General features: G+C 43.0%; 18 protein-coding genes and 1 tRNA gene. 4 read left to right on the top strand and 15 right to left on the bottom strand.

The window, feature by feature from the left end; all coding sequences use genetic code 11:
- Nucleotides 1–92: 92 nt before the first annotated feature.
- Nucleotides 93–1,295 carry an NAD(P)/FAD-dependent oxidoreductase gene (locus L0P89_RS04780; protein ID WP_235267261.1) on the top strand — a complete coding sequence of 401 codons (1,203 nt, stop codon included), beginning with the start codon at nt 93–95 and terminating at the stop codon, nt 1,293–1,295.
- An 83-nt stretch (nt 1,296–1,378) separates the two neighbouring features.
- Here the strand turns inward: L0P89_RS04780 and L0P89_RS04775 are convergent, their stop codons facing one another.
- Entirely contained in the window at nt 1,379–2,770 is a 1,392-nt protein-coding gene (locus tag L0P89_RS04775; RefSeq protein WP_235267260.1) for a dipeptidase, read from the bottom strand.
- 185 nt (nt 2,771–2,955) lie between these two features.
- Here L0P89_RS04775 and L0P89_RS04770 point away from each other — a divergent pair.
- The 3 genes from L0P89_RS04770 (at nt 2,956) to L0P89_RS04760 (ending at nt 4,878) form a co-directional block, all read left to right on the top strand.
- Nucleotides 2,956–3,037, top strand: a tRNA-Leu gene (locus tag L0P89_RS04770).
- Nucleotides 3,038–3,358: 321 nt separating this feature from the next.
- The gene (locus L0P89_RS04765; RefSeq protein ID WP_235267259.1) at nt 3,359–4,225 is read left to right on the top strand and encodes a GyrI-like domain-containing protein; all 867 of its coding nucleotides are present in this window, start codon (nt 3,359–3,361) and stop codon (nt 4,223–4,225) included.
- A 41-nt stretch (nt 4,226–4,266) separates the two neighbouring features.
- Nucleotides 4,267–4,878 carry a GyrI-like domain-containing protein gene (locus L0P89_RS04760; protein ID WP_235267258.1) on the top strand — a complete coding sequence of 204 codons (612 nt, stop codon included), beginning with the start codon at nt 4,267–4,269 and terminating at the stop codon, nt 4,876–4,878.
- A 155-nt stretch (nt 4,879–5,033) separates the two neighbouring features.
- Here L0P89_RS04760 and L0P89_RS04755 read toward each other — a convergent pair whose 3' ends face one another.
- The 14 genes from L0P89_RS04755 to L0P89_RS04690 all read right to left on the bottom strand — a co-directional run bounded on the left by L0P89_RS04755 (nt 5,034) and on the right by L0P89_RS04690 (nt 25,825).
- Nucleotides 5,034–6,059, bottom strand: coding sequence for a LacI family DNA-binding transcriptional regulator (locus L0P89_RS04755; protein ID WP_235267257.1), 1,026 nt, complete (start codon nt 6,057–6,059; stop codon nt 5,034–5,036).
- A 12-nt stretch (nt 6,060–6,071) separates the two neighbouring features.
- The gene (locus L0P89_RS04750; RefSeq protein WP_235267256.1) at nt 6,072–7,055 is read right to left on the bottom strand and encodes a Gfo/Idh/MocA family protein; all 984 of its coding nucleotides are present in this window, start codon (nt 7,053–7,055) and stop codon (nt 6,072–6,074) included.
- A gap of 16 nt (nt 7,056–7,071) precedes the next feature.
- Nucleotides 7,072–7,773: a phytanoyl-CoA dioxygenase family protein gene (locus L0P89_RS04745; RefSeq protein ID WP_235267255.1), complete on the bottom strand. Its 702-nt coding sequence runs from the start codon at nt 7,771–7,773 to the stop codon at nt 7,072–7,074.
- Nucleotides 7,774–7,785: 12 nt separating this feature from the next.
- Entirely contained in the window at nt 7,786–8,910 is a 1,125-nt protein-coding gene (locus L0P89_RS04740; RefSeq protein WP_235267254.1) for a glycoside hydrolase family 26 protein, read from the bottom strand.
- An 11-nt stretch (nt 8,911–8,921) separates the two neighbouring features.
- The gene (locus L0P89_RS04735) at nt 8,922–10,769 is read right to left on the bottom strand and encodes a right-handed parallel beta-helix repeat-containing protein (protein WP_235267253.1); all 1,848 of its coding nucleotides are present in this window, start codon (nt 10,767–10,769) and stop codon (nt 8,922–8,924) included.
- 35 nt (nt 10,770–10,804) lie between these two features.
- On the bottom strand, nt 10,805–12,409 hold the full coding sequence (locus L0P89_RS04730) for a glycoside hydrolase family 43 protein (RefSeq protein ID WP_235267252.1): 1,605 nt from the start codon (nt 12,407–12,409) through the stop codon (nt 10,805–10,807).
- Complete coding sequence (locus L0P89_RS04725) at nt 12,409–13,959, bottom strand: sugar porter family MFS transporter (RefSeq protein ID WP_235267251.1); 1,551 nt, start codon at nt 13,957–13,959, stop codon at nt 12,409–12,411. Before L0P89_RS04725 ends, L0P89_RS04730 begins: the two co-directional genes overlap by 1 nt.
- 9 nt (nt 13,960–13,968) lie before the next feature.
- The gene (locus tag L0P89_RS04720) at nt 13,969–15,585 is read right to left on the bottom strand and encodes a sodium:solute symporter (protein ID WP_235267250.1); all 1,617 of its coding nucleotides are present in this window, start codon (nt 15,583–15,585) and stop codon (nt 13,969–13,971) included.
- Between the two features lie 3 nt (nt 15,586–15,588).
- A complete protein-coding gene (gene xylA, locus L0P89_RS04715) occupies nt 15,589–16,914 on the bottom strand; it encodes a xylose isomerase (RefSeq protein WP_235267249.1) in 1,326 nt (441 codons plus the stop codon).
- Nucleotides 16,915–16,923: 9 nt separating this feature from the next.
- The gene (locus tag L0P89_RS04710) at nt 16,924–18,405 is read right to left on the bottom strand and encodes a xylulokinase (protein WP_235267248.1); all 1,482 of its coding nucleotides are present in this window, start codon (nt 18,403–18,405) and stop codon (nt 16,924–16,926) included.
- 132 nt (nt 18,406–18,537) lie between these two features.
- Entirely contained in the window at nt 18,538–19,527 is a 990-nt protein-coding gene (locus L0P89_RS04705) for a family 16 glycosylhydrolase (RefSeq protein WP_235267247.1), read from the bottom strand.
- A gap of 197 nt (nt 19,528–19,724) precedes the next feature.
- Nucleotides 19,725–21,176 (bottom strand): hypothetical protein, encoded by a 1,452-nt coding sequence (locus tag L0P89_RS04700; RefSeq protein WP_235267246.1) that lies wholly within the window; start codon nt 21,174–21,176, stop codon nt 19,725–19,727.
- Between the two features lie 27 nt (nt 21,177–21,203).
- Nucleotides 21,204–22,721, bottom strand: coding sequence for a RagB/SusD family nutrient uptake outer membrane protein (locus L0P89_RS04695; RefSeq protein ID WP_235267245.1), 1,518 nt, complete (start codon nt 22,719–22,721; stop codon nt 21,204–21,206).
- A gap of 50 nt (nt 22,722–22,771) precedes the next feature.
- Nucleotides 22,772–25,825 carry a SusC/RagA family TonB-linked outer membrane protein gene (locus L0P89_RS04690; RefSeq protein ID WP_235267244.1) on the bottom strand — a complete coding sequence of 1,018 codons (3,054 nt, stop codon included), beginning with the start codon at nt 25,823–25,825 and terminating at the stop codon, nt 22,772–22,774.
- Nucleotides 25,826–26,249 lie beyond the last annotated feature (424 nt).

The following is a 26,249-nucleotide window of genomic DNA, read 5'->3' as shown; positions in this document are numbered from 1 at the left end:
AAATCTTTCAAAAAATAAACCGCTATGTGTGACCTAGGTTACAGCTTTTGATCTTGATGCGCCGTAACTTCATTGCCGTAAAACTTTCGGCCATGAAGACAACTATAATAATTGGTGGAAATTTCGCAGGAATGACCGCCGCTTTGGAAATCAAACGAAAAGGAAAAAACGGGCATAGGGTACTACTTATCGATAAGTCACCGCTTTTTCTCTTCATTCCCTCATTGATCTGGGTTCCTTTGGGCAGAAGGGAAGTAAAGGACATCTCGTTTAGAAAAGAGGAGATTTTGAATAAAAAGGGGGTGGAGTTTGTACTTGCCGAGGCATTGGAAGTAGATCCCAAAAACAATAGGGTAAAGACGACCAAGGGCGATTTCACCTATGACCATTTGGTGGTCGCCACGGGCCCCAAGGTCGATTATGATGTGGCACCGGGTGTGAGAGAACATGCCCATTACATAGGTACCCCAGAGAGTGCCATGAAAACCAGAAAGGCCTTGGAAGAATTCAAGAAGAATCCGGGTCCGATGGTCATCGGGGCTACCCAAAATGCTGGGTGCATGGGTGCGGCCTATGAGTTTCTCTTCAATATCGAAAAGTGGCTTCGGGAACAGAAGATTCGGAAAAAAGTCGATTTATACTGGATTACCCCTGAAACCTTTTTGGGCCATTTTGGTATCGATGGCATGCCTGGAGGAGAGACCATGTTGAAGTCATTCATGAAGCTGTTCAATATTCATTACCGAACAGAGGTCGGGGTAGAGGAAGTCAAAGAAAATAGTGTGAAGCTGACTACTGGCGAAGAGCTCCCCAGTCGATTCACCATGCTGATGCCCCCTTTTGTCGGAGTCGATTTTGTGACCAATTCACCTGCCCTAAACCCAACGGCCAATGGCTATTTGCCCGTGGGTGAAGACTACAGGCATCCTGACTGGCCCAATGTATGGGCCGCGGGTATCGCCGTTGATGTAAAATTGCCCTTCAAACCGGGCAAGGTGCCTTTCTCTGGCCCGAAAACAGGCTATCCTTCTGATGAGACGGGCAAGATAGTGGCCGAAAACATCATTCGTGTCGAAAAGGGCAAGAAGAAACTAAAGAAAAAAGCATGGGGCAAAATTCCGGGTATCTGTGTGATGGATGCTGGCAAAAAAGAAGTGATCATCTTGAGTGACCATTTGTTCAAGCCCCGACGTTTTGCCATCATGATCCCGAATGTGCTGTATGATTTTTCAAAAGTGCTTTTCGAAAAGTATTTTTTGTGGAAAACCCGACATGGGTATTCACAACTGCCTTGACCACTTCAATATCATTGGTTTGAGTTAAAAGCGAGGCTGACATTGGGCAACCGCTTTTTTGACAGCCTCGTTTTTTGTTGAGATCATTCTTTTGAAAGCGCAGTAAAATGTTTATAGAAATACGGAATGGTCTCGATTCCCTTTAAATAGTTCCAAACCCCAAAATGCTCGTTGGGTGAGTGAATGGCGTCACTGTCAAGCCCAAAGCCCATCAAGATGGTCTTGCTGCCCAAAACCTGTTCAAAGAGAGCCACAATGGGGATACTCCCTCCCGTCCGCTCTGGAATCGGAATTTTCCCAAAAGTGGTTTCATAGGCCTTGGCCGCTGCTTTATAACCGATACTGTCAATATTGGTCACATAGGGCAAACCGCCATGGTGCGGTGTAACGTTTACCTTGACCCCTTTTGGGGCGATGGCTTCAAAATGCCTTGCAAACAGTTCGGTGATTTCATCAGGGTCTTGATGGGGAACCAATCGCATCGAAATCTTGGCGTACGCTTTACTGGCAATGACCGTTTTGGCCCCTTCGCCCGTATAGCCGCCCCAAATACCGTTGACATCCAAGGTCGGGCGAATGGAATAGCGTTCAGGTGTGGTGTAGCCCTTTTCGCCGTAAACGTCACCGATATCCAACGCTTTTTTATACTCTTCCGAATCGAAGGGCGCCTTGGCCATCTCTGCCCGTTCAGCGGTAGAAACCTCTTCGACCTTGTCATAAAAACCAGGAATAGTAATGTGGTTGTTCTCATCATGCAAAGAGGCGATCATTTTGCTGAGCACGTTGATGGGGTTGGGTACCGCACCGCCATAGATGCCCGAATGCAGATCACGGTTCGGCCCTGTTACCTCGACTTCGACATAACTGAGGCCACGCAGCCCTGTGGTGATGCTGGGCACATCATTGGCCATCATTCCGGTGTCGGAAATGAGAATGATATCGTTGGTCAGTTTTTCTTTGTGCTCGTCAAGAAAATCGGCCAGACTGTCGCTGCCCACCTCTTCTTCGCCCTCGATCATGAATTTGACATTGCAGGGCAATTGGTCGGTCTTGACCATAAACTCCAATGCCTTTACATGCATATAAAACTGCCCTTTGTCATCACAGGCGCCGCGGGCGAATATCGCTCCATTGGGATGGATATCGGTTTCTTTGATAATCGGTTCGAACGGAGGTGAATTCCATAGGTCTAAAGGATCGGGAGGTTGCACGTCATAATGGCCGTAGACCAAGATCGTGGGCAGGTCGGGGCCGACCATTTTCTCTCCATATACCACGGGATAGCCCTTGGTCTCACAGATTTCGGTATGGTCGCAGCCTGCTTCCTGCAATTTTTGCCGTACTATCTCCGCTGTCTTGTGCACATCTTCTGAAAAGGCCGAATCGGCACTGACGGAAGGTATTTTGAGCAGTTCGATGAGTTCGTTGATGAATCGGTCTTTGTGGGTGTTGAGGTAGTCGTTGATTTTTTCCATGAATTATTTAGTATGGAAACTAAAAGTACAAAAAAGAAGTTTTTGAAATACGGATTTACAACAATTGAAAAATTGAAGTATATTTGCCGTCCCTAAGCGGATGTGGTGGTCCCGATAGCTATCGGGATGGTAGACACGCTAGACTTAGGAGTAAGGCAGGAAAAAGTTCTTAAAAATAGTAAAATGCGGATGTGGTGGAACTGGTAGACACGCTAGACTTAGGATCTAGTGCCGCAAGGCGTGGGGGTTCGACTCCCTTCATCCGCACTCAAGACAAAAACCGTCGTTTCGAATCAGAATCGGCGGTTTTTATTTTTGAAATGTTCACAGGAGGAGAAGTTAACCTTGAGTGAAGCCGAAGAGACTCCCTTCATCCGCACTGAAAGCCCTCAAATTTTGAGGTTTTTTTGTTTAACCAAGAGGCTAGTTCGATAAAATGCCTGGGGCAATAGCTTCTTTTTCTGCCCACCACTGACCCCATCATATCGATATGGCCTTCCTTCAACTAAGTTTGAAAAACAAAAAAGCAAGATTGGGAAAGTAGTTCCCAAAAATTAACTCGAATTTTGTTCAACAAAGAGATTCAAAGTGGACAAGAAAGTTGGTATAAGGGATGATTACTCGGTTCGTATCAACAAAGTATTGAACCATATACAGGCGAACCTGGAAAGCCCGTTCAAGCTCTCGGAGCTTTCTGCTATCGGCAACTTTTCGCGACATCATTTTCATAGGATTATTTCGGCCTATTTGGGAGAACCCCTCGGAGGCTACATCAAGCGGGTAAGAATTGAGAAAGCCGCGCAGTTGTTGCGGTACTCTGACTCTTCTATAACCGAGATTTCAGAATTGGTCGGGTATGATACCCTATCTTCTCTAAGTGCCGCCTTCCACAAAAGATTTGGTCTTTCCCCTACGGCCTACCGGAAAAAGTATAGCACTCCAAAGTCACTTCATATGATGGATAGACCCGAGAAAGTGAATTTCGACTTTTGTCCGACAATCAAAACGATACCCCCGATGAAAATTGCATTCGTCCGTGTTTTCGGAAAATATGGGCACGAGAGTATTGGAGAGGCTTGGGACAGATTGTTCAAGTTCGCAACCGGCCAAGGCCTGATGGACGAAAAGACCAAAATGTTCGGAATATCTTATGACAATCCGGAGATAACCGAAAATGAAAAATACGAGTACAACGCCTGTATCAGCATCGAGAAAGACATTAAGCCCGAGGGAGAGGTAGGAATGAAGGAAATGAAAGGCGGAAAATATGCAGTGTTCACCTATAAGGGCAGTTATGAGAACTTTCCGCTTATCTACGAGCTTATTTTCAAGGAGTGGCTTCTTAAGAGCGAACATGAACTCAGGGATACCGAGATTTTCGATCGGTATATAAATACACCGTTTGATACTGGGCCCAATGATTTGCTAACGGAAATACATCTGCCCCTTAAGTAGGCGATAACACATAGAAAAGAACAATGGTAAAATAGACAAAAATGGAAAAGATAGATTATAAAAAACGGCTAAAACACCTGTACAGGCCCTCCGCTAAAGAAGTGGGGTTCGTAGAGGTGCCTGAAATGAATTTTTTGATGGTGGATGGACAAGGAAATCCCAATACGGCAAGGGCTTATAAAGAGGCAGTCGAGGCACTCTACGCCCTGTCTTATAGCTTAAAGTTCATGGTCAAGAAAGGAGATATCGGTATCGATTACGGGGTTTTGCCCCTAGAAGGCCTTTGGTGGATGGATGATATGTCGAATTTCGACCCAGACAACAAAGATGAATGGAAATGGACATCCATGATCATGCAACCAGACTTTATTACCAAGCAACATGTTCAAGAAGCCATTGAACAGGTCAGAAGAAAGAAGAACCCCAAAGCTCTTGACAAAATACGGTTCGCCTCTTTCAATGAGGGCAAGACAGCACAGCTAATGCACATCGGACCATTTTCTGAAGAGGGACCCAATATCGAAAAAGTGCACAAGGCAATTGAAGATGCAGGTTTCGAGAGAAAGGGCAAGCATCATGAAATCTACCTTTCCGACATCCGAAGGGCCGCTCCTGAAAAGTGGAAAACCGTGATTAGGCAACCCTATCAATAGCATAGTTTCTCCATGTGCCGGAAAATACGCGTGCATGAGAAGAAGTTTACCCAGATCGACCCTGGGCCGAGTCGCCTTTTTAAAGTTGATTTGGGAAATGTAAATAAGTCTGTGAATTCTATATCCCGACTGGCTTAGAAGCTTGAACTACTTATTTATTCCAGTTTTAAAGTGGAATCACGAACGACCAAACTGGTCCTTATGGTTTTTGTTTCAAATTGGTCATCTGAGTCTTTATTCTCTATTCGATCAATCAATATTTTGGCCACGGTTTCCCCAATATACATTCCATGTTGACTCACCATGGTAATCGAAGGAGTTACGTATTTTGAAAGCTCACCGTTGGTGAAGCCAATTATGGATATGTCATTGGGTACATGATACCCCCTCGATTTCACAATGCTCATGACCTTGACCGCGGTAATTTCATCAAGGGCCATAATTCCATCGATTTTTTTGTAATTCAGCAAAAGGGATAAGGTCAGTTCCAAGTCTTCTTTGGAATCTGTTGCCTCAACGAGCTTGTCATCAAAAGGAATATTGTTCTCAATCAAAGCTTTTTTATAGCCTTCAATCCTCAACCTGCTTATTACGGAATCCACTATGGGAGTAACGATTGCTATTGTTCTGCAACCCGTCTGTATGAAAAACTTTGTAGCCTTATAACCTGCTTCAAAGTCATCTACTATAACCTTATCACAATCAATCAAATTGGTCACGCGATCAAACATGACCAAAGGAATCTGATTTTCTGACAGTTCCCTTAAATGTTCAGCATGATGGGGTAGCTCATTCTCTTCCGCGGCAGAAGAGATTATTACTCCATCCACGGAGCCATTACTCAATAGTTCAAGCGTTTTCGTTTCTTTTTCCAAAGATTGATTGGTTATGCATGTGATGATGCTATATCCTTTCTCATCGGTTACCTTTTCAATGCCATATATAACTTGAACAAAAAAATAATTTAGAATATTGGGGATTACTACCCCAATTGTCTTTGTATTTCTGTTAATAAGGTTCAGTGCTACCTTGTTAGGCCTATAATGATGGGCTTTTGCATATTCTTTTATTTCTCCTTTAAGTTTTTCACTTATCTCATAACTATCATTAATAGCCTTTGAAACAGTAGATACTGAGACTTTAAAGTGTTTTGCTATGTCTTTGAGTGTCAACTTCGACATATTCGATTTACATTAAACCTCGAATGGGAATTTAATACCCGAATTTAACCGAATCTTATCTACTATGCCCATAAGTTCAAGGGAATTTTGATGACTCCATCTAGTGCTTTCTCTTTTTTTACTTCTGATGCATTCATGAACTTCATCCATCTCATGGGTAAATCCTTTGCCTTTTGTCGGTAGTTCATAGAATTGGCTATTGCCATTGATCACCAATTGGAAACCTTGTGTCTCATGCCAAATAGGAGAAATAAATATTTCACCTTCTTCACCGCATATTTTCGCCTTCATGTCAGTATTGTTCGCAAACCCACTATACAAAACGGCTTGCGCATTTTCATATTGAAGAATCATTGATGTTTGAATCTCGGCACCAGTTTCGTAAAACTGGGATCTCGCTAAAACCTCTGCTGGTTTTCCTAGCAGGAAATAACTCAGAAAAATGGGGTATACCCCCATATCTAACAGAGAACCTCCAGCCAAATTAACGTTCAATGAGCGTGATTTTGGGTCGTCGTCCAACTTATAAAAGGTGAATTCAGCATTAATGTACCTCAGGGTTCCTATTTTTCCCTTGGAAACTAGTTCCTTTATTTTTACGATCGAAGGATTGAACCGACTCCAAAAGGCCTCCATGAAAAAGACGTTGTTTCTTAAAGATGCTTCTACCATTTGCTTGGCTTCGTCTTGGCTGATAGCAACTGGTTTCTCACACAAAACGTGTTTTTTATGGTTCATGGCCTCAATGCTGTATTGGCAATGGGTATGATGCAGTGTTGCTATGTAAACCACGTCGACATCGACGTCGTTGAACAATTCTTCGTAGGACGCATACGCCTTTGGATTGTCAAATTCTTTGGCAAAGCTTTTTGCCCTTTCCAAACTCTTCGAAGCTACGGCTACTAATTCGGCATCTTCAACCAGTCTTAGATCTTCTGCAAACAACTTTGCAATTCGGCCCAGACCAATAATGCCCCATTTTATCGTTTTGTCCATGTTGTAATAGGCATACTTATTGTCTTTCCTCTATGACTTCCGAAGTTGAAAAGCGATATCTCATATTTCTATATACGCAGATATCGGTAATGTCTTCTGGGGTACCTATCGGGACTGCTCTAAAATTTGTGGAAATTCTGTCCTTTTTGACCGGCATTACCCTGTGAAAACAGTGACCGTGTAAAAAAACCACGGTTCCCTTTTTTGGTTGAAAGATCAGCTGTCCCTCAATATCCTCATGAGGTTTCCCAACTGGCAGTATTCCCGCTTTATGGGCCTTTGGCATTATTACAATTTCACCTCCGGTTTCATCTGTGATGTCATGGGTATATACCAAACGATTAAGATTATACTTAATGGGATTTTCTGGTGGACAATCTTGGTGCCAGGCCTGACCTTTACTCCCTGCTTTTGAAAACATCATCATACAATAAAGATTGTTCCACCCATTTTTAAGTATTGCATCTGTAATTTGGTTAAAATCCTCGTCTTTATCTATTCCGTCAAAACCGCCGGAACCGTCGCGATAGGGAAACCATGGGATGACCTCTACTGCTGATTTTGAAATAAACTCATCTGTATGTTCCCAATTGGGGTTTACCCCATAATGTTTCAATATCTTTTCATTGTAACCATCCATCAAAGTGTCGTCAAAAAACTTCTCAAAGATGATGTATCCTTGGTCCCAAAATGTATCATGAATCTTTTTGAAGTCCATTTTTTAGAGGTTCTAATTATTGTTGTAAAGTCTATCATATAGATCTTCTGAAGACAAGATAAAAGGTGCCTTCGAAGTGCGTTCAATCCATCTTTTGCTTATGGAATCACTTAGGTGCAAGCGGGCATCGATTCCCTTAAAGGTCGGATTGTCAACCCACATGGGGTGTGAATCCCAATGACAATTAATATAATGTACGGCCTTGACCACATCGGCATTCTCTTCAATAGCGTTGAAGAAGGGCAAAAACCATTTTTGCCAAGCCTCTTCGGCTTGTTGCGGATTACCCATTTGGGTCTCCTTGGTCAGTCCGTATAATTTACCGCCATAATCTGAGATGGTAGGGGTTGCCTCCGCTATGAAAACTGGTTTTCCTTTTTTTCGGGCGAATTCAAACATTTCTATTTCCTTCCAGCGATTAAAAAATGACACTCCGCACCAATCCACATAGTCATCCCCAGGATACCAGCCCTCTAAATGCTCTTGGCCTGAAATGAACCCGGTCGATTGCCAAACATAGGCCGTATTATCAACCCCTTTGTCACGCAACTTATCCACGATTCTTTTATATGCCGCAATAGTGGTTTCCCTATCATAATGGTTCCATGGGTCTCCATCAAATTCATAAGCTATTCGTAGAAAAACAGGGCGCTTTCCCAAAGACAATAAAAAATCCGCCAGCTTATCGATATATGCATCATGTGTGCCGTCAGCCACTTTTTCTTCGTGATTGACCAAACCAAGTCCAATGGCCATTGCCATATTTGAATAGTTCTTATCATTATGTTGTAAAGTGGCATTATAATCACTGTCTCCCCAATCGTGGGTTTCAAACAGACCATCCAAGCCTGTTTGGGTACGACCAAATGACATTAGGCCTGGGCTGATATTGCTATAGGTAGTCCATCCAGCAGGCTTTGCGAAATGGTCTAGATAACCATCATTGTATTTGTCAAGCCCGCCAACGGCCTCCAATTCTTGCCCTACAAATAGCAATACACCTTTTTTGGGTTCGAACTTGGCCAATTCTCTTGACGCTTTTTCCTGTAAGTCTGCCTCACTTATGTTCTCGTGCGTTTTTCCCATACAAGAAAGTAGAAGTACAAGACCAAAAAGTATGAATACCTGTTTTCTCATGATTACTGTTTTTAGTGTTCTTTTAATGGAATTATTGTCTTGTTAAGAAAGTTGAACGGACCCGGAAGTACTTCCGCTGTGCGAGGATTATTGAAAAGATCAAATGAAACCTCAGGCAATCTTGGTACTTTTTCGATAACATCAGTACTCTTCCAAAATACGTACAAGGCTTCTCTATTCAACGCTACCTGACCATTTATTTGAATGCTGTTTTCATCATGACCCTTGGCTCTAAGTTCTTTTAGGTCGATATAATCGGGTTGCTTGGTTTTTATATACACATTGTGGTCGACCAAATTTGAATTCGCACTGAAGCGCATGGGTCTGGTGTCGACAAAAACATTATTGAAAACACGATTTTCTTCGGCCGTCAGTTTTCTGCCATTTTGAAATCTGTCGGTTTGCACAATGGCATGAACGACGCTGCCAGTAGTATTGCCAACCATATTGTGATACACCATTAAATAGTCAGTATCGTTGGCATAGATGCCGTTTCCATCTATGTTCCAAACAAAATTGTTGTCAACCAAATTGGGATAGTGACTGGCCTCGACAAAGATACCTCCCTGAATGTTCTGAACATCGTAAATGACATTCTGGGTGACCCTTGAGTATCTAATGTCCCAATCCAACCATATTCCGTTGCCACCTTGAATATCATGTATATGATTGTTTGATACCAAAGTTTTGTGTGTCACCAACATTTTTATTCCTGAACATTCCCAATAGTTTTCAGCGTCTTGCCATCCTATATGGTGGATGTGGTTATTTTCGATTATCCCATTTGATACTACAAAACTTCTAATGCCTGCTGTGCCACAGTCGTATATATGATTGTTTCTAACCAACATGAAACCCATGTCATCTTTTCTTTCCCTGACAAAATTTTCAGTATTTGGATCCTCAGTTTCATAGGCCATATATCCAAATTCCAATCCTGATGAGTTAACATGCCTGATGGTATTGTCTTCAATTATCCACCGTTGACCTCCCAGTGTTGTCACCGCTCCAGTACTTGTCCTTAAAAAACCGTTGGCACAATGCTCAAATGTGAACCCTCGAACCTGTATATAGTTCAACCCTACCTGTTTTGGTTTGAACAAATGGCTTCGTATGGCCACCTCAAACAACGAACTATTGGGGTTACCACTGTCAAAAGAGTGGATATGAATGGTCTTACCATCGGCATCCACCCAAAAAGAACCGGGAACACGGGTCAGATCCCCATAATCTTCCAGTTGAACCATGCGTTTCCCATCTTGAAAGATCAATCCCCTTGTCGATGTATAAGGTGATATATTCTTTACCAACTTGGCCCATGGCATCAACTTATGTTCTTGCGGTAGTATATTGGGCAGTTTTAAAGGAAAGTATCCATCTTCAAAAAAAGTATCGGGTATGGTGGTTACCCATATTTTTCTTGACCAGGTATAACTCAAAGTGGTGTCTTTTATAACATCTGTATAAATCTTTCGTTGTTCCCATTTTGCACTTAATATTTTTGAACCCTTGACAATGACCTCCTCTCCTGGTGCCGCTTCATAGGAAATCATTTTACTATTGGATTCTCCTCCATTTATTGGAAAAATGGTTTCTCGGTAAACACCTCCATATACTACAACCCTTTCACCGGCCTTTACCAATTCGGCGGCTCTATTAATGGTTTTCAGGGGCTTTTGCAAAGTGCCTTCATTTGTATCGGAGGCATGCTGGTGTTTTTGGTCGACAACGTAGGTTTTGGAATAGACGGTTTTGTTCTCCCATTTTTCATAGCCCGACCAGTCAAAATGCGAAGAGGTTTCTTGGGCATACCCACTCACTATGCTCAAAAGAAATAGGAAATATGTTATTTTTTCCATTCTTGAAAAGAGGGATTTATGTATTGAAATAAAATTCATTCGTATTGTGTATTGATTTCTTTATATGCGAACCACTTAAAATCTGCATGGTGCGCGTTCATTTCCAAATCTTGGCAACACATTCCGACGAAACTTCCAGTAAATGCCGGGCGATAGCGACTTCTGCCATTTCTGACGTGATCGTCAGATAGTATACCAGCGTCTAGAACTTGACCCATATTTCTAAAATTCACACCATCTGTGCTATATTGAAATTGAAGTTGGTCTCGATTCATCTCTCCGCGAAGAACGATTGAATCAAAAGTGGTAATATCTTCCAGTTCATCTTGAAAGCTCATTTTATAGTTGTCTGAAGAGATTACGCTCAAATACTTTTTGGTGCCATCAGAATTTGAGGTTATACATGCATAATGGTAGTGGCCCGCATTGTAATAAAATACAAGACCTGCCATGTGATGGATGTTTGTGGGATGAAATTCGAGTTCTGTGGTAACCACGACATGAAAATCTTGGATTCTCCTGGCCAAAAGACTTTGGTTATGCAAAGAAGTCAGGGATTCTTTGCCATAAAGTCTCAAAAAGCCCTTTCTCGCGCTGAGACTGCACCAGTTTGGTGAAATAGGTACCCTTAAAGATTGAAAATCTATAGGAATATCACCATTGTCGAATTTCACTATTTCTTTGGGTTCAGCATATGCGTATTCAGGCAGCTTTGACATTGGAATCCTTTCCCTAGGAATTCTGCCTCCACATTTCAGCCAAGGCCAACCAGCTCTCCAAACAACCTCTTCAATGGCAGTTTCACGACCCAAAGTACAATTGCCATGTGTGGTAAGTGGCCTTCCAACCAAAAAAACAGCATACCAATCCCCGTTTTGGGTCTGGACCAAATCTCCGTGACCAGCTTTTTGAAGTACGTTGTTTTTTTCCTCCGCTGCTGAAATGAGCGGGTTTTCTGGATGAAACTCATAGGGCCCGAATATTGAGGTGCTTCTTCCTATGCTCATGGCATGTCCGTATTCCGTACCCCCCTCGGCCAATACTATATAATAATAGTCATCTCTTTTATACAAATGCGGCCCTTCGGTCAGACCCAGGTCGGTTCCTTTTGTTATATAGTGAACTTCGCCAATCAGTTTTTTCTGAGTCGGATCGTATTCCTGCATTTCGATTCCACCAAAGAACTTACCATTTCGGTGATCTACGAGCATGCTCACGTACCATTTTTTTCCATCTGGATCATGAAAAAGTGAGCCATCAAAACCTCTAGAAGACAAATAGATGGGTTCGCTCCAATCTCCCAATATATCTGTTGTGGTTACCATGTAGTTCGGGGTATCTTTCCATACTCCGTCAAATGACTTTACATTAGTGAAAACCAGATAGAAGACACCTTTGTCATAGGTCAAGCAAGGCGCCCAAACACCACAAGAATCGGGGATACCCTTCATGTTCAACTGAGAGATCCTGTTGAGGGGCCTAGCGATAAGTTTCCAGTTTTTGAGGTCTTTGGAGTGGTGAATTTGAACTCCTGGGAACCATTCGAAGGTCGATGTAGCGATATAATAATCATCGCCTACCCTGCAAATTGAAGGATCTGGATTAAAACCTCTTATTATTGGATTTTGTATATAACTCATTACTTTATCAATTCAGCTTCTAGTTCTTCCAAGGATTTTCCCTTGGTTTCAGGTAATATTTTGAAAAGGATAAAAAACCCTATTAGTGCAACCGTACCAAAAACAAAAAAGGTTTTCGCATTGCCTAGATTGGCCAGTTCCCATGGAAAAATCTGAGTGACCAGCCAACTTGAAAAACCGTTCAAAAACCCAATGAACCCAATGAGCAAACCACGATAGCGATTCGGAAACAGTTCTGAAAGCATCACCCACATAACCGGACCCAATGAAAAGGCAAAACAGGCAACGAAACCTAAAATTCCAATGAGTACCAAAACCGGGTTCATATTTGTGGCAACCTCAAGAATGGCACTCTCATTTTTTACATAAGTCTCTTTCCCTAGGGCTTGTTTCATATCATTTTTAAAATCAATATCGTTATCGTAAACCTTGTCTACATACATCTCCAATCGTTGCTGGATTGGTTCATCGAACACGTTCACCTTAGCGCTTGTTAACTCATAGGTAGCTTTACTAAAACCATATCCGCAAAGCAGCATGCTTATAGCAATGCCCGCAAGACCGACCAGAAAGAGAGGGCGTCGTCCCAATTTGTCTATTAGAAAAAGTGCCACTAGGGTAAAGGCCACAGTGGTAAAGCTCAGCAGTACACCTGATAAAAAAGCGGCATTGGTGCCAATGCCCGTCTGTTGAAAGATCGATGTGGCGTAGTAATATACCGCATTGATGCCTGTAATTTGCTGGATGATACCAATTACCACCCCGACCGCAATAACATACTTTAATGACTTGTTGAACAAATTCTTTATACCGACTTTGTCATGACTCTTTCTTGATGCCTTTAGACTTTCCAAAATGGACTTGGCCTCATCTTTTGCCTGTTGATCACCATGTAGTGAAATCAGAACCTTACGAGCTTCCCCATCCCTTTCCGTAACAAAAAGCCAACGCGGGCTTCTGGGTACAAAAAGCAATAAAACAAAGTATGCAGTAGCCGGAATAAACTCCACACCCAGCATCCATCTCCATACATTTTCAACTGTCAGAAAAGAACTTGTGCCCGATGTATAGGCTTCGTTGAAATAATAGTTGCTCAAAAAAGCCGCAAAAAAGCCCAGAACAATATTCAACTGTTGGATGGAGACCAATTTGCCCCTTGACTTGGCGGTGGACACTTCAGCGATATAGACCGGTGCAATAACCAGTGCGGCTCCGAATGCCACCCCACCGATCATCCTTGCTATCCATAGCATATGATAGCCAATCGCATAGGCAGACATAAGGGCTGAAAGTGCATAGAGAAATGCGACGATCAATAGCATTTTCTTCCTCCCGATCACATCGCTTATTCTTCCAGAGAAGAGCATGGCAAACATGGCCGCAAATAACGGCGAACTGGGGATCCATCCTTGCTGTGCAGTATTGAGGTTGAACTCTGGTGTCACAAAATTCATTACCCCTGAGATGATTGCAGCATCAAACCCATAGAGGAACCCCCCTAAGGAAACCACCATTGCCAAAAACCAAGTTCTTTTTAAAGAGTTCTCCATAGTTGAGATTTATCCTGTGAAATAACATAAAACCGAGATTACCACGATCAACAATAAAACCGATAGAGCAATGTCGATGGTAGAAATACTTTGCTTGTTCACAACCTTGTCCTGTTCACGCAAAGTACCAAAAGACAGTCCTTGTATGGTAGCATAATTCGGTGGATTGGTAGCCAAACTGACCGTAATGCACGTGATTATGGAAAAGATGAACATAAAAATCGCCATATGGGCAAAATTGATGGTAGCAAAGGTCAATGCGAGGCCCGTTAAATGCGTTTGATAGATTTCAGCAAGAATACGGACCGCGGCAACGATTAGACCAAAAAACAGCGTAAATATCGCCGCTTTTGAATTCACACGCTTCCAAATAATGCCCAGCAAAAAAACCGCTGTTATGGGCGGGGCAATGTATGATTGTACACTTTGTAAATATTGATAGAGGACCCCACCTCCAATTTTATTCATTATCGGAATCCAAATAATTCCTAGAATAACAACTATGGTGGTAGCCAGTTTACCAATATTCACCAAACGTTTTTCATGGGTTTTTGGTTTTAATTTTTTATAGATGTCCATAGTAAAAATAGTGGAGCACGAATTAAAAACGGACGCCAAAGAACTCATCAATGCAGCCATCAATCCACCAGCTACAAGTCCTTTAAGTCCAACAGGCAATAGGGTTTTTACCAAAACAGGAAATACCTCATCACTTTTTTCATAGGTCAGTACACCTTGCTGTGAAAGGGCAAAGGCAATGATTCCCGGAAGTAAGAAAATGAAAATGGGCAACAACTTTAGGTAGGCCCCGAATATGGCACCACGACGGCCAATTTTGATATTGTTGGCGGCCAAAGTGCGTTGTACAATATATTGATCGGTGCACCAATACCAGACTCCTACAATGGTTCCGCCAAAAAGCATTCCTGTCCATGGAAAATCAGGATCTGAAATTGGGCGCCACATATTAAAATGCGCACTCCCGGCAGCATCGCGAAGTGCTGACCACCCGCCAACTTCCTGTAATCCCAAATAGGTAATGATCAATGAACCGACAATAAGGATAACGGTTTGTAACGTCTCCGTATAGATTACGGCTTTCATGCCTCCAATCACAGTGTAGACGCCCGTGAAGAGGACAATACCGATAGCGCCGTACCAAAAGGGGATGCCCAAAAGCTCTGAGACGACTATTCCACCGGCATAAATCGTCACTGATACTTTCGTGATGACATACCCTACCAATGAAAAAACAGATAGAAACCAACGTGACCTACTATCGAAACGTTTTTCCAAGAATTCTGGCATCGTGAACACTTTGCTTCTAAAATAAAAGGGTAGAAACAACCAACCCAACAGCAGCACGATCCACGCATGAAGTTCGTAGTGCGCCATGGGCATACCTGATTCGGCACCTGTGCCCGCCAAACCCACAACATGCTCTGAACCAATATTGGAAGCAAAGATGGAAGCGCCAATTACAAACCAGCCAACATTCCTACCTGCCAAAAAGTAGTCTTCGGTATTTTTGTTCTTTTGAAGCACTACCCATACGGCAACGGCAATCAAGGCTGCCAAATAACTGCCAAGAACCCACCAATCTGCCGTTTCCAATATTGACTGCATGTACTAGATATGTTGATTTATAATGTTCTCAAACAGTTCTTGCTTGCCGCTGGTTTGCTTTGGCTCTCCACTTATTTTAGCGATATCATACAAATCGCCCAGAGAAAGGGAGCCACGAACAAAATCAAGCCCCTTACCTGAAGTGAACGAGGCATAACGATTGCCCAACAATTGCTCGTAATTCGAATTGTTCAATATTGAATCAGCAACCAATAGTCCTCTGGCGAAGGTGTCAGCCCCCCCGATATGTGCCAAGAAAATGTCTTCTAAGTCGGTCGAATTTCGGCGGGTCTTGGCGTCAAAGTTGATTCCGCCACCCTGTAGACCACCAGCTTTTAAAAGCACCAACATGGCCTCTGCCGTTTCCAATACATTATTTGGAAACTGATCGGTATCCCATCCGTTTTGGTAGTCACCTCGGTTTGCATCTATGCTGCCCAACATACCCGCATTTGCCGCTACTTGTAGCTCATGTTGAAATGTATGCTGTGCCAAGGTCGCATGGTTTACCTCGATGTTCAACTTGAAATCATTCTCTAACCCGTACTCACGAATTGAATTAATACTGGTGGCGGCATCAAAATCGTATTGGTGCTTTGTGGGTTCCATGGGTTTGGGCTCGATAAAGAAAGTTCCTTTGAAGCCCTGGCTTCTCGCATAGTCTTTAGCCATGTTCAAGAATTGGCCAATATTGTCCTGTTCCAATTTCATGTTCGTGTTCAACAGCGACATATAGCCCTCACGCCCCCCCCAGAACACATAATTTTCACCATTAAGGGCCATGGTGGCATCTAGCGCAATTTTTACCTGAGCCCCAGCATGGGCCACCACGTTGAAATCAGGATTGGACGCTGCCCCATTCATATAGCGGGGGTTGGAAAAACAATTTGCGGTTCCCCAAAGTAGCTTTACCCCAGAATCAGCTTGCTTTTGCTTTAGGTAGTCAACCATTTTATGAATCCGCTTTTCCGATTCGGCCAATGTTTCGGCCTCATCGACCAAGTCAAAATCATGAAAACAGTAGTATTCAAAACCCATTTTGGTAGCGAATTCAAAAGCTGCGTCAGCTTTATCTTTGGCAGCTTTTATCGGATCTGAAGAGGTTGCCCAGGGAAATCGCTTTGTTCCCGGTCCGAAGGGATCACCTCCCGTTCCACATAGGGTATGCCAATAGGCCATGGCAAACTTGAAATGTTCCCTCATGGTTTTTCCGGCCACTTTTTGTTCTGGATTGTAAAACTTAAAGGCCATGGGATTGTCTGAATCCCTACCCTCATACTTTATCTCACCTATTCCCTTAAAAAATTCCTTTTCTCCCAAGAGTACCATCTTTAAATATTATTTACCAATGATTAATTCGAGTTCTTTTTTCCAATTGTGATATGCCCTTTCATAGGGCACCCTGTCTTTAAAGGGCATAAAGGTCATGACATGGTCGTTCTTCATATATGATTCAAATTTTGAAAAGTCACCATCTTTCAAAACACAAGCCCTGGCAGCACCTATGGCCCCGGTGGTGTTGTATATTTCTATTTCTTTCCCGATAAGGGTAGCTATGGTGTTGGCAAATATTTCAGATCGGAACAAATTGTCATTTCCAGCACGGATGAACTTGGTTTCAATACCATCCCTTTTCATTATCTCAATACCATAGACAAACGAAAAGGCTATACCCTCCAATGCCGCTCTGCATAGGTGTGCCTTTGAATGTCTGTTCAGGTTCAAGTTGACAAGTCGTGTTCCTACATCCTGGTTCAACAGCATTCGCTCGGCACCGTTCCCAAAGGGAATCAGACAAACCCCATCCGATCCAACTTCCACATTTGCCGCCAATTGGTTCATTTCTTCGTAGGATGCTACCGAAAGGTTGTTCATTAGCCAGCGATATTGAATACCGGCGCCGTTGATACAGAGCAACTTACCAATACTTTGCACACCGTTGCTTGCATAGTTCACATGCGCAAAATTGTTTACCCTTTCATACTCTTCAACCATAAGACTGTTGGTCACGGCATATACAACGCCTGAGGTTCCACCCGTGGCGGCCACTTCACCCGGATGGAAGACATTGAGTGAAAGCGCATTGTTGGGTTGATCTCCGGCACGATATAGAATTGGCGTTCCCTCTTGCAATCCACTTTCTGAAGCACCCTTTTTGGATACAGTTGCCTGTTGTGCAAAGGTTTCTACGACTTCAGGAACAAGAGTGCCGTCAATTTGAAAGTAATCCAACACCGGGGAGGCTATTCTTTTGTCCTTAAAATCCCATAGAATGGCTTCTGAAAGACCTGAGATCGTTGTGTTGATGATACCTGACAGACAAAAGGCTATATAATCACCGGGTAACATGAACTTGTGAACCATGGCGAAGGTTTCCGGTTCGTTTTCCTGAACCCACTTCAGTTTGGAAAGTGTAAAGTTTGCCGGGGAATTCAATTGATGGTTTTGGCAATAGTCTTCTCCTATTTGCTGGAATGCCTTATTACCTATTTCTACCGCCCTGCTATCGCACCAGATAATGGATTTGCGCAATGGCTCTCCCTTGGCATCAACTATTACCAATCCATGCATTTGATACGAGATTCCAATACCTACAATCTCGTTTTTGGAAACATTATGGTCTTTTTTAATTTTTTTTATGCCTTGACAAACACAGTCCCACCAATCCTTTGGTTTTTGTTCGGCCCAACCCTTTTCCGGAGCATACATAGACATCTCCTCTTTGGGTTCAAGTACGACCCCTACGGATTTTCCCGTATCTTGCTCAACTAGGGCCACCTTGACCGAAGAACTTCCTATATCTAATCCTATAAAGTACATTACTGTCGTTATACGTTTTGGATCGGCTACCGCAATCAGAACCAATAGTGCTTATCGTTTAAGACTTTTTTTACTTTAATTATTTTATTCCATTCTCTAATGAACTTGCCTATTTGGTTTCGTTCCATTGGTTTATTCTTCTTGGAAAACCCTGATATAATCGATTATCAAAGAATCAGGAAAATCTGCAGGCGATGGAGAGGCGCTGGGCAAATTACCGCCAACCGATAGTGCAAAAACAAAATAGAACTCATCATTGAATGGGTAGGGCTGTCCATTACCTTGAGTGGTCTCGGGAGATATGGTATGGTAAGCAACATCGTTTACCAACCAAGTGATACTGTCCTCTTCCCATATGATGGAAAATACGTAGTACTCCTCGTCAAACGAAACCCCGTTCAATGATGAAAAGTCAACGGAGTCAAAATGATGGTTTGCCGGAAAATCCGTTCCATAGTGCGCAGTTCCCAAAACGTTGTCTTTATTTTCTCCCAGATATTCCATGATATCGATTTCACCGCCACTTGGCCAATATGCATCGGGGTCTGCTATGGTATATTCTTTATTGAACATAAATAGGGCAACCCATGTTCCAGGGGCCGAAGGCATACTGGCTCTGATATCAACTCGTCCAAATTGAAACTCGAACGTATCGTCAGTATGTATTCGGGAAGACGTGTAATTCTTTCCCGACTCGAATTGATTGCGTGCCGTAATGATTAAATTACCTTGTTGCAGATAAAGGTTATCAGCACTATCGGTAAAATACTGTTCTTCGTTGTTGCCCCAGTTGCATAGACCTGGACATCCATCACCCAGATGAAAGCTCCACTTGGTCGCATCAAGTTCGTTTTCGTCAAACTCATCTGACCATGCCAAAGTATAACCTGAATATTCCAAAGGTGTCGTATATCCTGTTGTCGGTATTCCAACAGGTTCTGGAGGTTCACATGGCCGGGCACAACTTCCTCCGCAGTCCACTTCTTCCTCGTCGCCATTTTGGACATTGTCAAAACAAGATGCCCCTAGTTCTATTGGTTCAGTGGTTCCATTGGATGAACACTGCACCAATAATCCCCAGATAAAAAAATAGGCCAACCGGTTTAAACTACTTGGTACCATGGTACTTTTTGCGTTTTGTATTAAACTTGATCTTTTTGGGTTAAGGTTTAAAAATTAAGGAGAAGCATATTAAATTGTATCTTCTCCCTAATCCTCAAAGAAAAATTAACTAACTCAAAACTATTTTGTCATATCCAGTCTTCTCTTTGGGTAATTGCTGAATCACGCGATTTTTCAATTGTTTATTGTCGTTTTCCCTATTCCATCACGGGCACAAAGTCCTTGATGAAAAACTCACCTTGCTCTACGTGACCAAAACCACCAAATCTTAAGGTGTAATTGTTATAGGTGTCATTATCAGGCAGCAATGTAGTACCGTCAGCGGCTGATATTGCAGTAGTTCCATCAAACTCGACAGTGACCCATGAGTCAAAATCAGAGGGGTCTATGGTGACGGCAACTATAGTCCATCTTTGAAAGAAGTTACCGTCTACATTATCATGTAAGATCAATTCTACCAAAGGTTCTAGATTTCCAGAAAAATCATTGGATGAAGGAATGTACACATCGAGCCTGAATTTATTGTATACGGAAAAATCAATGTTTTCCGGTTGTGGTTGAAACTTGAAGTCTTCGAAACCTCCGAACGGCCCATTTTCTGGCCTTAAGATTCGAGTCACGGCATCAGTGCTCCCTGCGGGATCTGAAACACGATAGGTGGGTACCACTCCTTGTTCTACCGTTGGGCGTGGCAACAAATTAAGTCCTGAGTCAGCATCCCCGGTTTCGAAAGTGTAAAAGAAAGGTAATCCCGAACCTGACAAGGCATCTGCCCTGGGCGTTCCATCGGCAATAAACGATGTGACCGCTTGTAAATCGCGAACAAAAAACTCTCCTGCTTCCGGATGGCCACTGCCACCAAATCGCAAGGTTATATTATCATAAGTGGCATTATCGCTTAAAAGGGTACCATCATTTGCAGAAACGGCATTGCTTCCGTCAAATCGTAAGGTGACCCAAGAATCAAAATCAGATTCTTGTACCGTCAAAGGTAAAATCGTCCATCGTTGAAAAAAATTCCCATCGATATTGTCATGCAGAATAACTTCGACCAATGGCTCAAGGTTTCCTGAAAAATCATTGCTTGATGGTATATATACATCCATGGTAAACTTATTGTGCGAAGAAAAGTCGATTGGCCCCGGTTGCGGCTGAAACTTGAAGTCTTCAAAGCCTCCAAATGGGCCGTTCTCAGGTCTTACTATTTGTCCTACAAGCCCATCTCCTCCCGCGGGGTCTGTAACTCCCAAATTGAAAGTAACCCCTTGTGCATTTTGGGGTAACGGAAGTAAATTACGTCCTGAGGAGGCGTCGTTCGCCTCAAACGTAAAGAAATAGGGCGAGGTAGAGCTTTGCAGTTCATCGGCCCTAGGAGTAGGAATACAAACCTCACAAGGTCCGCCACAATCAATCCCTTCTTCTCCTTGATTTTGTATTCCATCACTACATGTTGGACAGGCCACACCTGAACCACCACCACAGTCAATCCCTTCTTCATCCAAGTTTTGGATACCGTCTACATACGACGGCAAAACGTTGTTCAGGTCATCAAAAAGCTTTTCCTCCTCGCAAGCAACGACTGCAATGAGGGTAGAAATTGAAAGCGCCCAAACTCCGATTTTCCTTTTAGTATTAATTATAGTCTTCATGTATCTTTTTCTTTTTTAGTCCTCTTATCAATATCCTGGATTTTGTTCCAACATCCCATCTGGGTAGGTGTCTATTTCTTGTTGTGGAATGGGCAACAGCAAATCACGGGGAGCTGAAAAATCAGTTTTTCCTATGGCTTGAAGTGCTGGTCCGATAACATCACCACCATCCAAGATTTCCCAACGGACCAAATCTGTAAAACGGTTCCATCCCTCGGTGGCCAATTCTCGACGACGTTCATCACGAACACCTTGAATTGTGTAGCTAGGTGCTGCTGGATTGCCAGGGCCGTAGGCCCGATCTATTACTTGTTGAAATGATGCCTGACCATTGCCACCTCCGCCCATAAGGGAAGCTTCGGCATGCATTAGCAAGACATCGGCGTATCGCAATATTTTTTCATTTAGCGGTGACCCTTCAACATTCAATAGTTCTTGAACTTCCTCAAAAGTCAGGAAGTACTTTTTTGATCCGGTATTCACTCCTATGGCATAGCCAAAATTGTCAGGGGTAGGGTCAAACCCCAGGGCCGCCAATCCTGGCGAATTCAGTACTTGTCCTGGCAGTAAAAAAGTAGCTTCCTTTCTTTGGTCGCTATCATCGAAAAAGTCGACCAAATCCTGTCTAGGGATAAAATTGTTGAAGGAAGGATACGTTCCCGAAAGAAAAGGGAACGACCATCTCCACATACCAGACCCCTCTTGTTGCTGGTTGGTGTTGTTAAAACCACCTGCAAAAAGGCCATCTTGATAGTTGATTTCAAAAAGGGATTCAGGACCAAATTCAGTGGTCTGTAAGAAATTGTTCCTAAAATCCTCTTCCAGACTGTAAACCCCTTGGTTGATGACCTGTTCGGCACTTGCCACGGCATCAGACCATTTTTCTTGGTATAGGAAGACCTTGGTGAGCAATCCCAAGGCAGCCCCAGAAGTGGCTGAACCCTGAACCCTTTCACTGCCCCGTTGGGATAGCACACTTGCAGCAGCCTGAAGATCAGCTTCGATAAAGGCATAAACCTCGGCGGCGGTTGAACGCGGTTTGAAAATTTCCTGTTCCGATGAGGTAATGGGTTCTTCAAACAACGGGACCCCGCCCCAAAGACGGACCAATTCAAAATAATACAAACCTCTTAAAAACCGTGCTTCGGCCACTATTTGCTGTTGTAGCCCCTCTGTTTCATAATTTTCAAAATTGCTTGCAAGGTCAATGGTAAAGTTGGCACGACCAACGGCCCTGTACCATTTGCTCCATAATGAAGCTACTGAGGGCAAAGAGGGGATAATGGTGCTGAATTGATCGTATTGAGCCCCTATGGCCCAAAAACTGGCCGATTGGGAGTGTAGATCATCGGCCCTTACCCCTTGTGAAAGCAAGGGAAAGGTTTGTTGGCCTCCCACAGCCTGCCATTGCAACGGGTCGTAGGCAGCGTTCAAACTTGCTATTACATCATCCTCTGTATTGAAAGCGGTATCCGCATTGATTTCAGTTACCGGTTCCAGATCGTCTATTTCCGCACAGGAAGCGAACAGAACTACAGCGGCCATAAAAAATAATTTGTTACTATGCATCACGATTGTTTTTTGAGTTAGGATGGTTAAAAATCAATGTTAAGACCAAGGATAAACTGTCTTGCTTGCGGGAAAAAGCCTTGATCGATACCAATGTTCAATGGTGATCCGGTGTTGTTTTGACCAATCTCTGGATCGATTCCGTTGTATTTGGTCAACACAAACAGGTTCTGACCTGAAACGTAGAGTCTCAATCGTCTCAATCCGATCTGGTCTATCAGGTCTTCAGGGAGACTATAACCAAGGGATACATTTTTCATTTTCAAATAACTCCCATCTTGTACATGAAAGTCTGAAATCAACTGCTCCCCGTTCGGTGTGGTACTGACAACAACGTTTCGAGGTGCTCCTGGTTCAGTGACATAAGCGGCTGGCCTATTGGTTCCCAGAGCATCGTATCTAATAGTGGCATCGAAAATATCGTTCCCCAAGGTACCTGACATAAAGGCTGAAAAATCAAAACCTTTATAGTTCATTCCCAGGGTAAAACCAACAGTGGCATCTGGGTTTGGATCACCTATAATGGCCTTGTCACCTTCGTCAGGGGTCAATTGGTTGTTTCCGCTGCCATCAAGATCAGCAAATATCAGGTTCCCTTGGGCATCGACACCTTCGACCACAAAACCATAGAAGCTCGCAATGGGATCTCCTACCTGTGTCCTCGTGGCAAAGTCGTTGAACTGTGGGGTCAATTGGGCACCCGGTATGAAAGAAGTCTCACCCAAATCAGTAACCTCATTTTTGTTGAATCCTAAGTTGGCCCCAACACTCCATCCAAATCCACTGTCATAATTTTCGCGATATGAGACCAAGACCTCAAAACCACGGTTCTCTACGGAACCAGTATTTTCAATCGCGGGATTCAACCCTGAAGTCAGTGGAGTGGTGGCCCCTAGCAAAATATCCGAGGTCTCTTTGATATAATAGTCTAAGGTAATGCCCAGTTTGTTGTCAAGCGCATTGATATCGAGACCAACGTTAAATTGGGTCAACTCTTCCCATCCCAGTACGGGGTTGGAAAGACTTGTCAAAGCAATTCCTGGCTGACCTGCATAACTGGTCTGTGTGTTGACTGTGGCAGCGTAAGCGAATGGGGATGAAGATTGGTCATTGCCGCTTATTCCCCAAGCTCCCCTTAACTTCAATAGATCAAAGGTTCTTGAATTGCTCATGAAGTTCTCTTCTGAAATCACCCATCCCGCTGATACTGCCGGAAACCAACCCACCCTGTTATCCGGACCAAAACTGGAGGAGTTATCTCTTCGGAGTACGGCACTAAAAAGATATTTCTCTTTGTAGTTGTAATCTATTTTTCCGAAGAACGATTCAATATTTCTTGGAAAGGTAGTTCCAGGAACCACCGTCGCATCTGTAATATCTTCTGAAAGGGCAAAATTGACCTTTTCAAAGTCATTTGTAAGAAATGATCCCGTATCATTGATTATATCACCCCCGATGAAGGCAGTTTCCACAGCTTCATATCCAAGAAGAAGATTTAGATTATGGTCGGTGTCTAAAAATTTACCAAAATCGTATTCCAATGTACCTCCCCATTGCCTATTTTCCTGACGGCTTTTTATTTCGGTGTAATTGACCCCTGTGGAAGTGTCGAACTGCTGTTCTGGTTGCACCAAAAGTGGAGTAAAGCTGCGGTTAAAAATAAAATTGTTAAAAGATCCATACCATCCCCTGAACTTGAGGTTTTCAGTTAGGTCGTACTTTAACGAAAGATTGAGGTTGGTGGCATCTTGAGTAGCTTCATTGTTACTTATCGCTATTGAAAATAAGGGATTGGTAACAGCTCCAAGACTGTTTATTGGTACCCCGTTTGCAACGGGAGTACCTCCGTTTATGAATGGATTAAAAAAGTTTCCGTCCTCGTCAAAAGCAGGGTAGATAGGGGGTAGCGCATTGATAAAGCTACTAATTCCAACACCTGCCCCGCCAGTATTCTGGGGAATGGTAAAACGATTTGAAAATTGATATTGTGCTGAAGCATCAAGTGTAATCTTATCGGTCAAATCGATGCTGATTGAACCTCTAATGTTCCTTCTTTTGAATTCAGACTTTCCTTCTCCACCCAAAATACCTTCTTGATTGAAAAATCCTCCCGACAATGAATAGGAAAGTCTATCAGACCCACCAACAACAGAACCATAGACGTTTTGTATAGGGGCATCGTCAAAAACAACATCATACCAATCCGTATCAGGCAGCAATGCCCTTTCAGCTTCTGTAAATGCACCTCTAAAACCTGGGGCGGTATTTCCATTTACGGCCTCAACCCCTTGGTTGTAGTATTGCAAATATTGATCTCGGTTCATCAAATTGGGTTGATTGAACAAACTTTGAATACCGTAAAATGTGTTAATGGACACCTGAGGCTTCATCTCCCTTTTTTGTCCCCTTAAGGTTTCCACCAGAATAACCCCATTACCCCCTCTAGAACCGTAGATAGCGGTTGAAGCCGCATCTTTCAGAACTGTTTGCGATACTATATCGTTGGGATTCAGGAAGCTCAAATTGGGTACTTGAATGCCATCCACAATAAACAGTGGATTGGAATTATTGGGTGTACCTACTCCTCTAACCCTTACTGTTTGTGGGGAACCTGGAGACCCAGAGTTTTGTTGAACTACCACACCGGGAATTGTTCCCTGCAAGGCTGCTTCCGCTTGGGATATGGGCAGTTGCTTTATGGTCTCCGATTTTACCGTAGCCACGGCAGTGGTTACGAGTCGTTTATTCTGTGTTTGGCCGTATCCGACGATTACGACCTCATCAAGGCTTTGGGCGTCTTCCGCCAAGATTATGCTCAATTCATTCCTGCCATTCAATTCAATTTCTTGCGGAGCATATCCTATGTAGCTTATAACAAGAACTGCATTGGAATTCGACACTTCCAAAACAAAATTTCCGTCGAAATCTGTTTGGGTTCCATTCTGGGTGCCTTTCTCCAAAACCGTAGCTCCCGGTAAAGGCCCACTTGCGTCACTTACGTTCCCTGTAATAGTCTGGGCATTTAGTCCTGACACCATGGTCAGGAGTAGGATGGCGAGGCCAAAATATTTTGCGCTCATACTTTAGATTATTTGGTTATTTACTTGCTTGAGTTGTTAGTAATACGGACCTGCTGGTAACTCCTATTCAGCTGTCTAAAAGTATTTGATAGGGGTTTCATTTTAAGACATTTTAACAATTCTGCGGAACATCAAGCGGAACCATCGCTTCTGCGCGAAATAATCATAATACGTACATAAATAATTGATTTTCAAATATTTAAATAATGTTTTCTTTGTTTACGAAAATTAAACGAAAACGATTTCGTAGATTTTCGTAAAATCATGGGTGTTTTTGTTGAAATCGCAATTCTGATAATAAAAAAGTGTACTTTTTTTATTAATCTGGAGATGAAAAGTGAATTTGATAATTGGGAAATAAAAACTGTCTTTTCTGAACTGTTTTACGAGGCCATCAAAAGATGATGCAATGTTAGTTTGTTTA

Source organism: Muricauda sp. SCSIO 65647 (assembly GCF_021534965.1).
Taxonomy (GTDB): Bacteria; Bacteroidota; Bacteroidia; order Flavobacteriales; family Flavobacteriaceae; genus Flagellimonas_A.
This window is presented reverse-complemented; position numbering and strand designations above follow the sequence as displayed.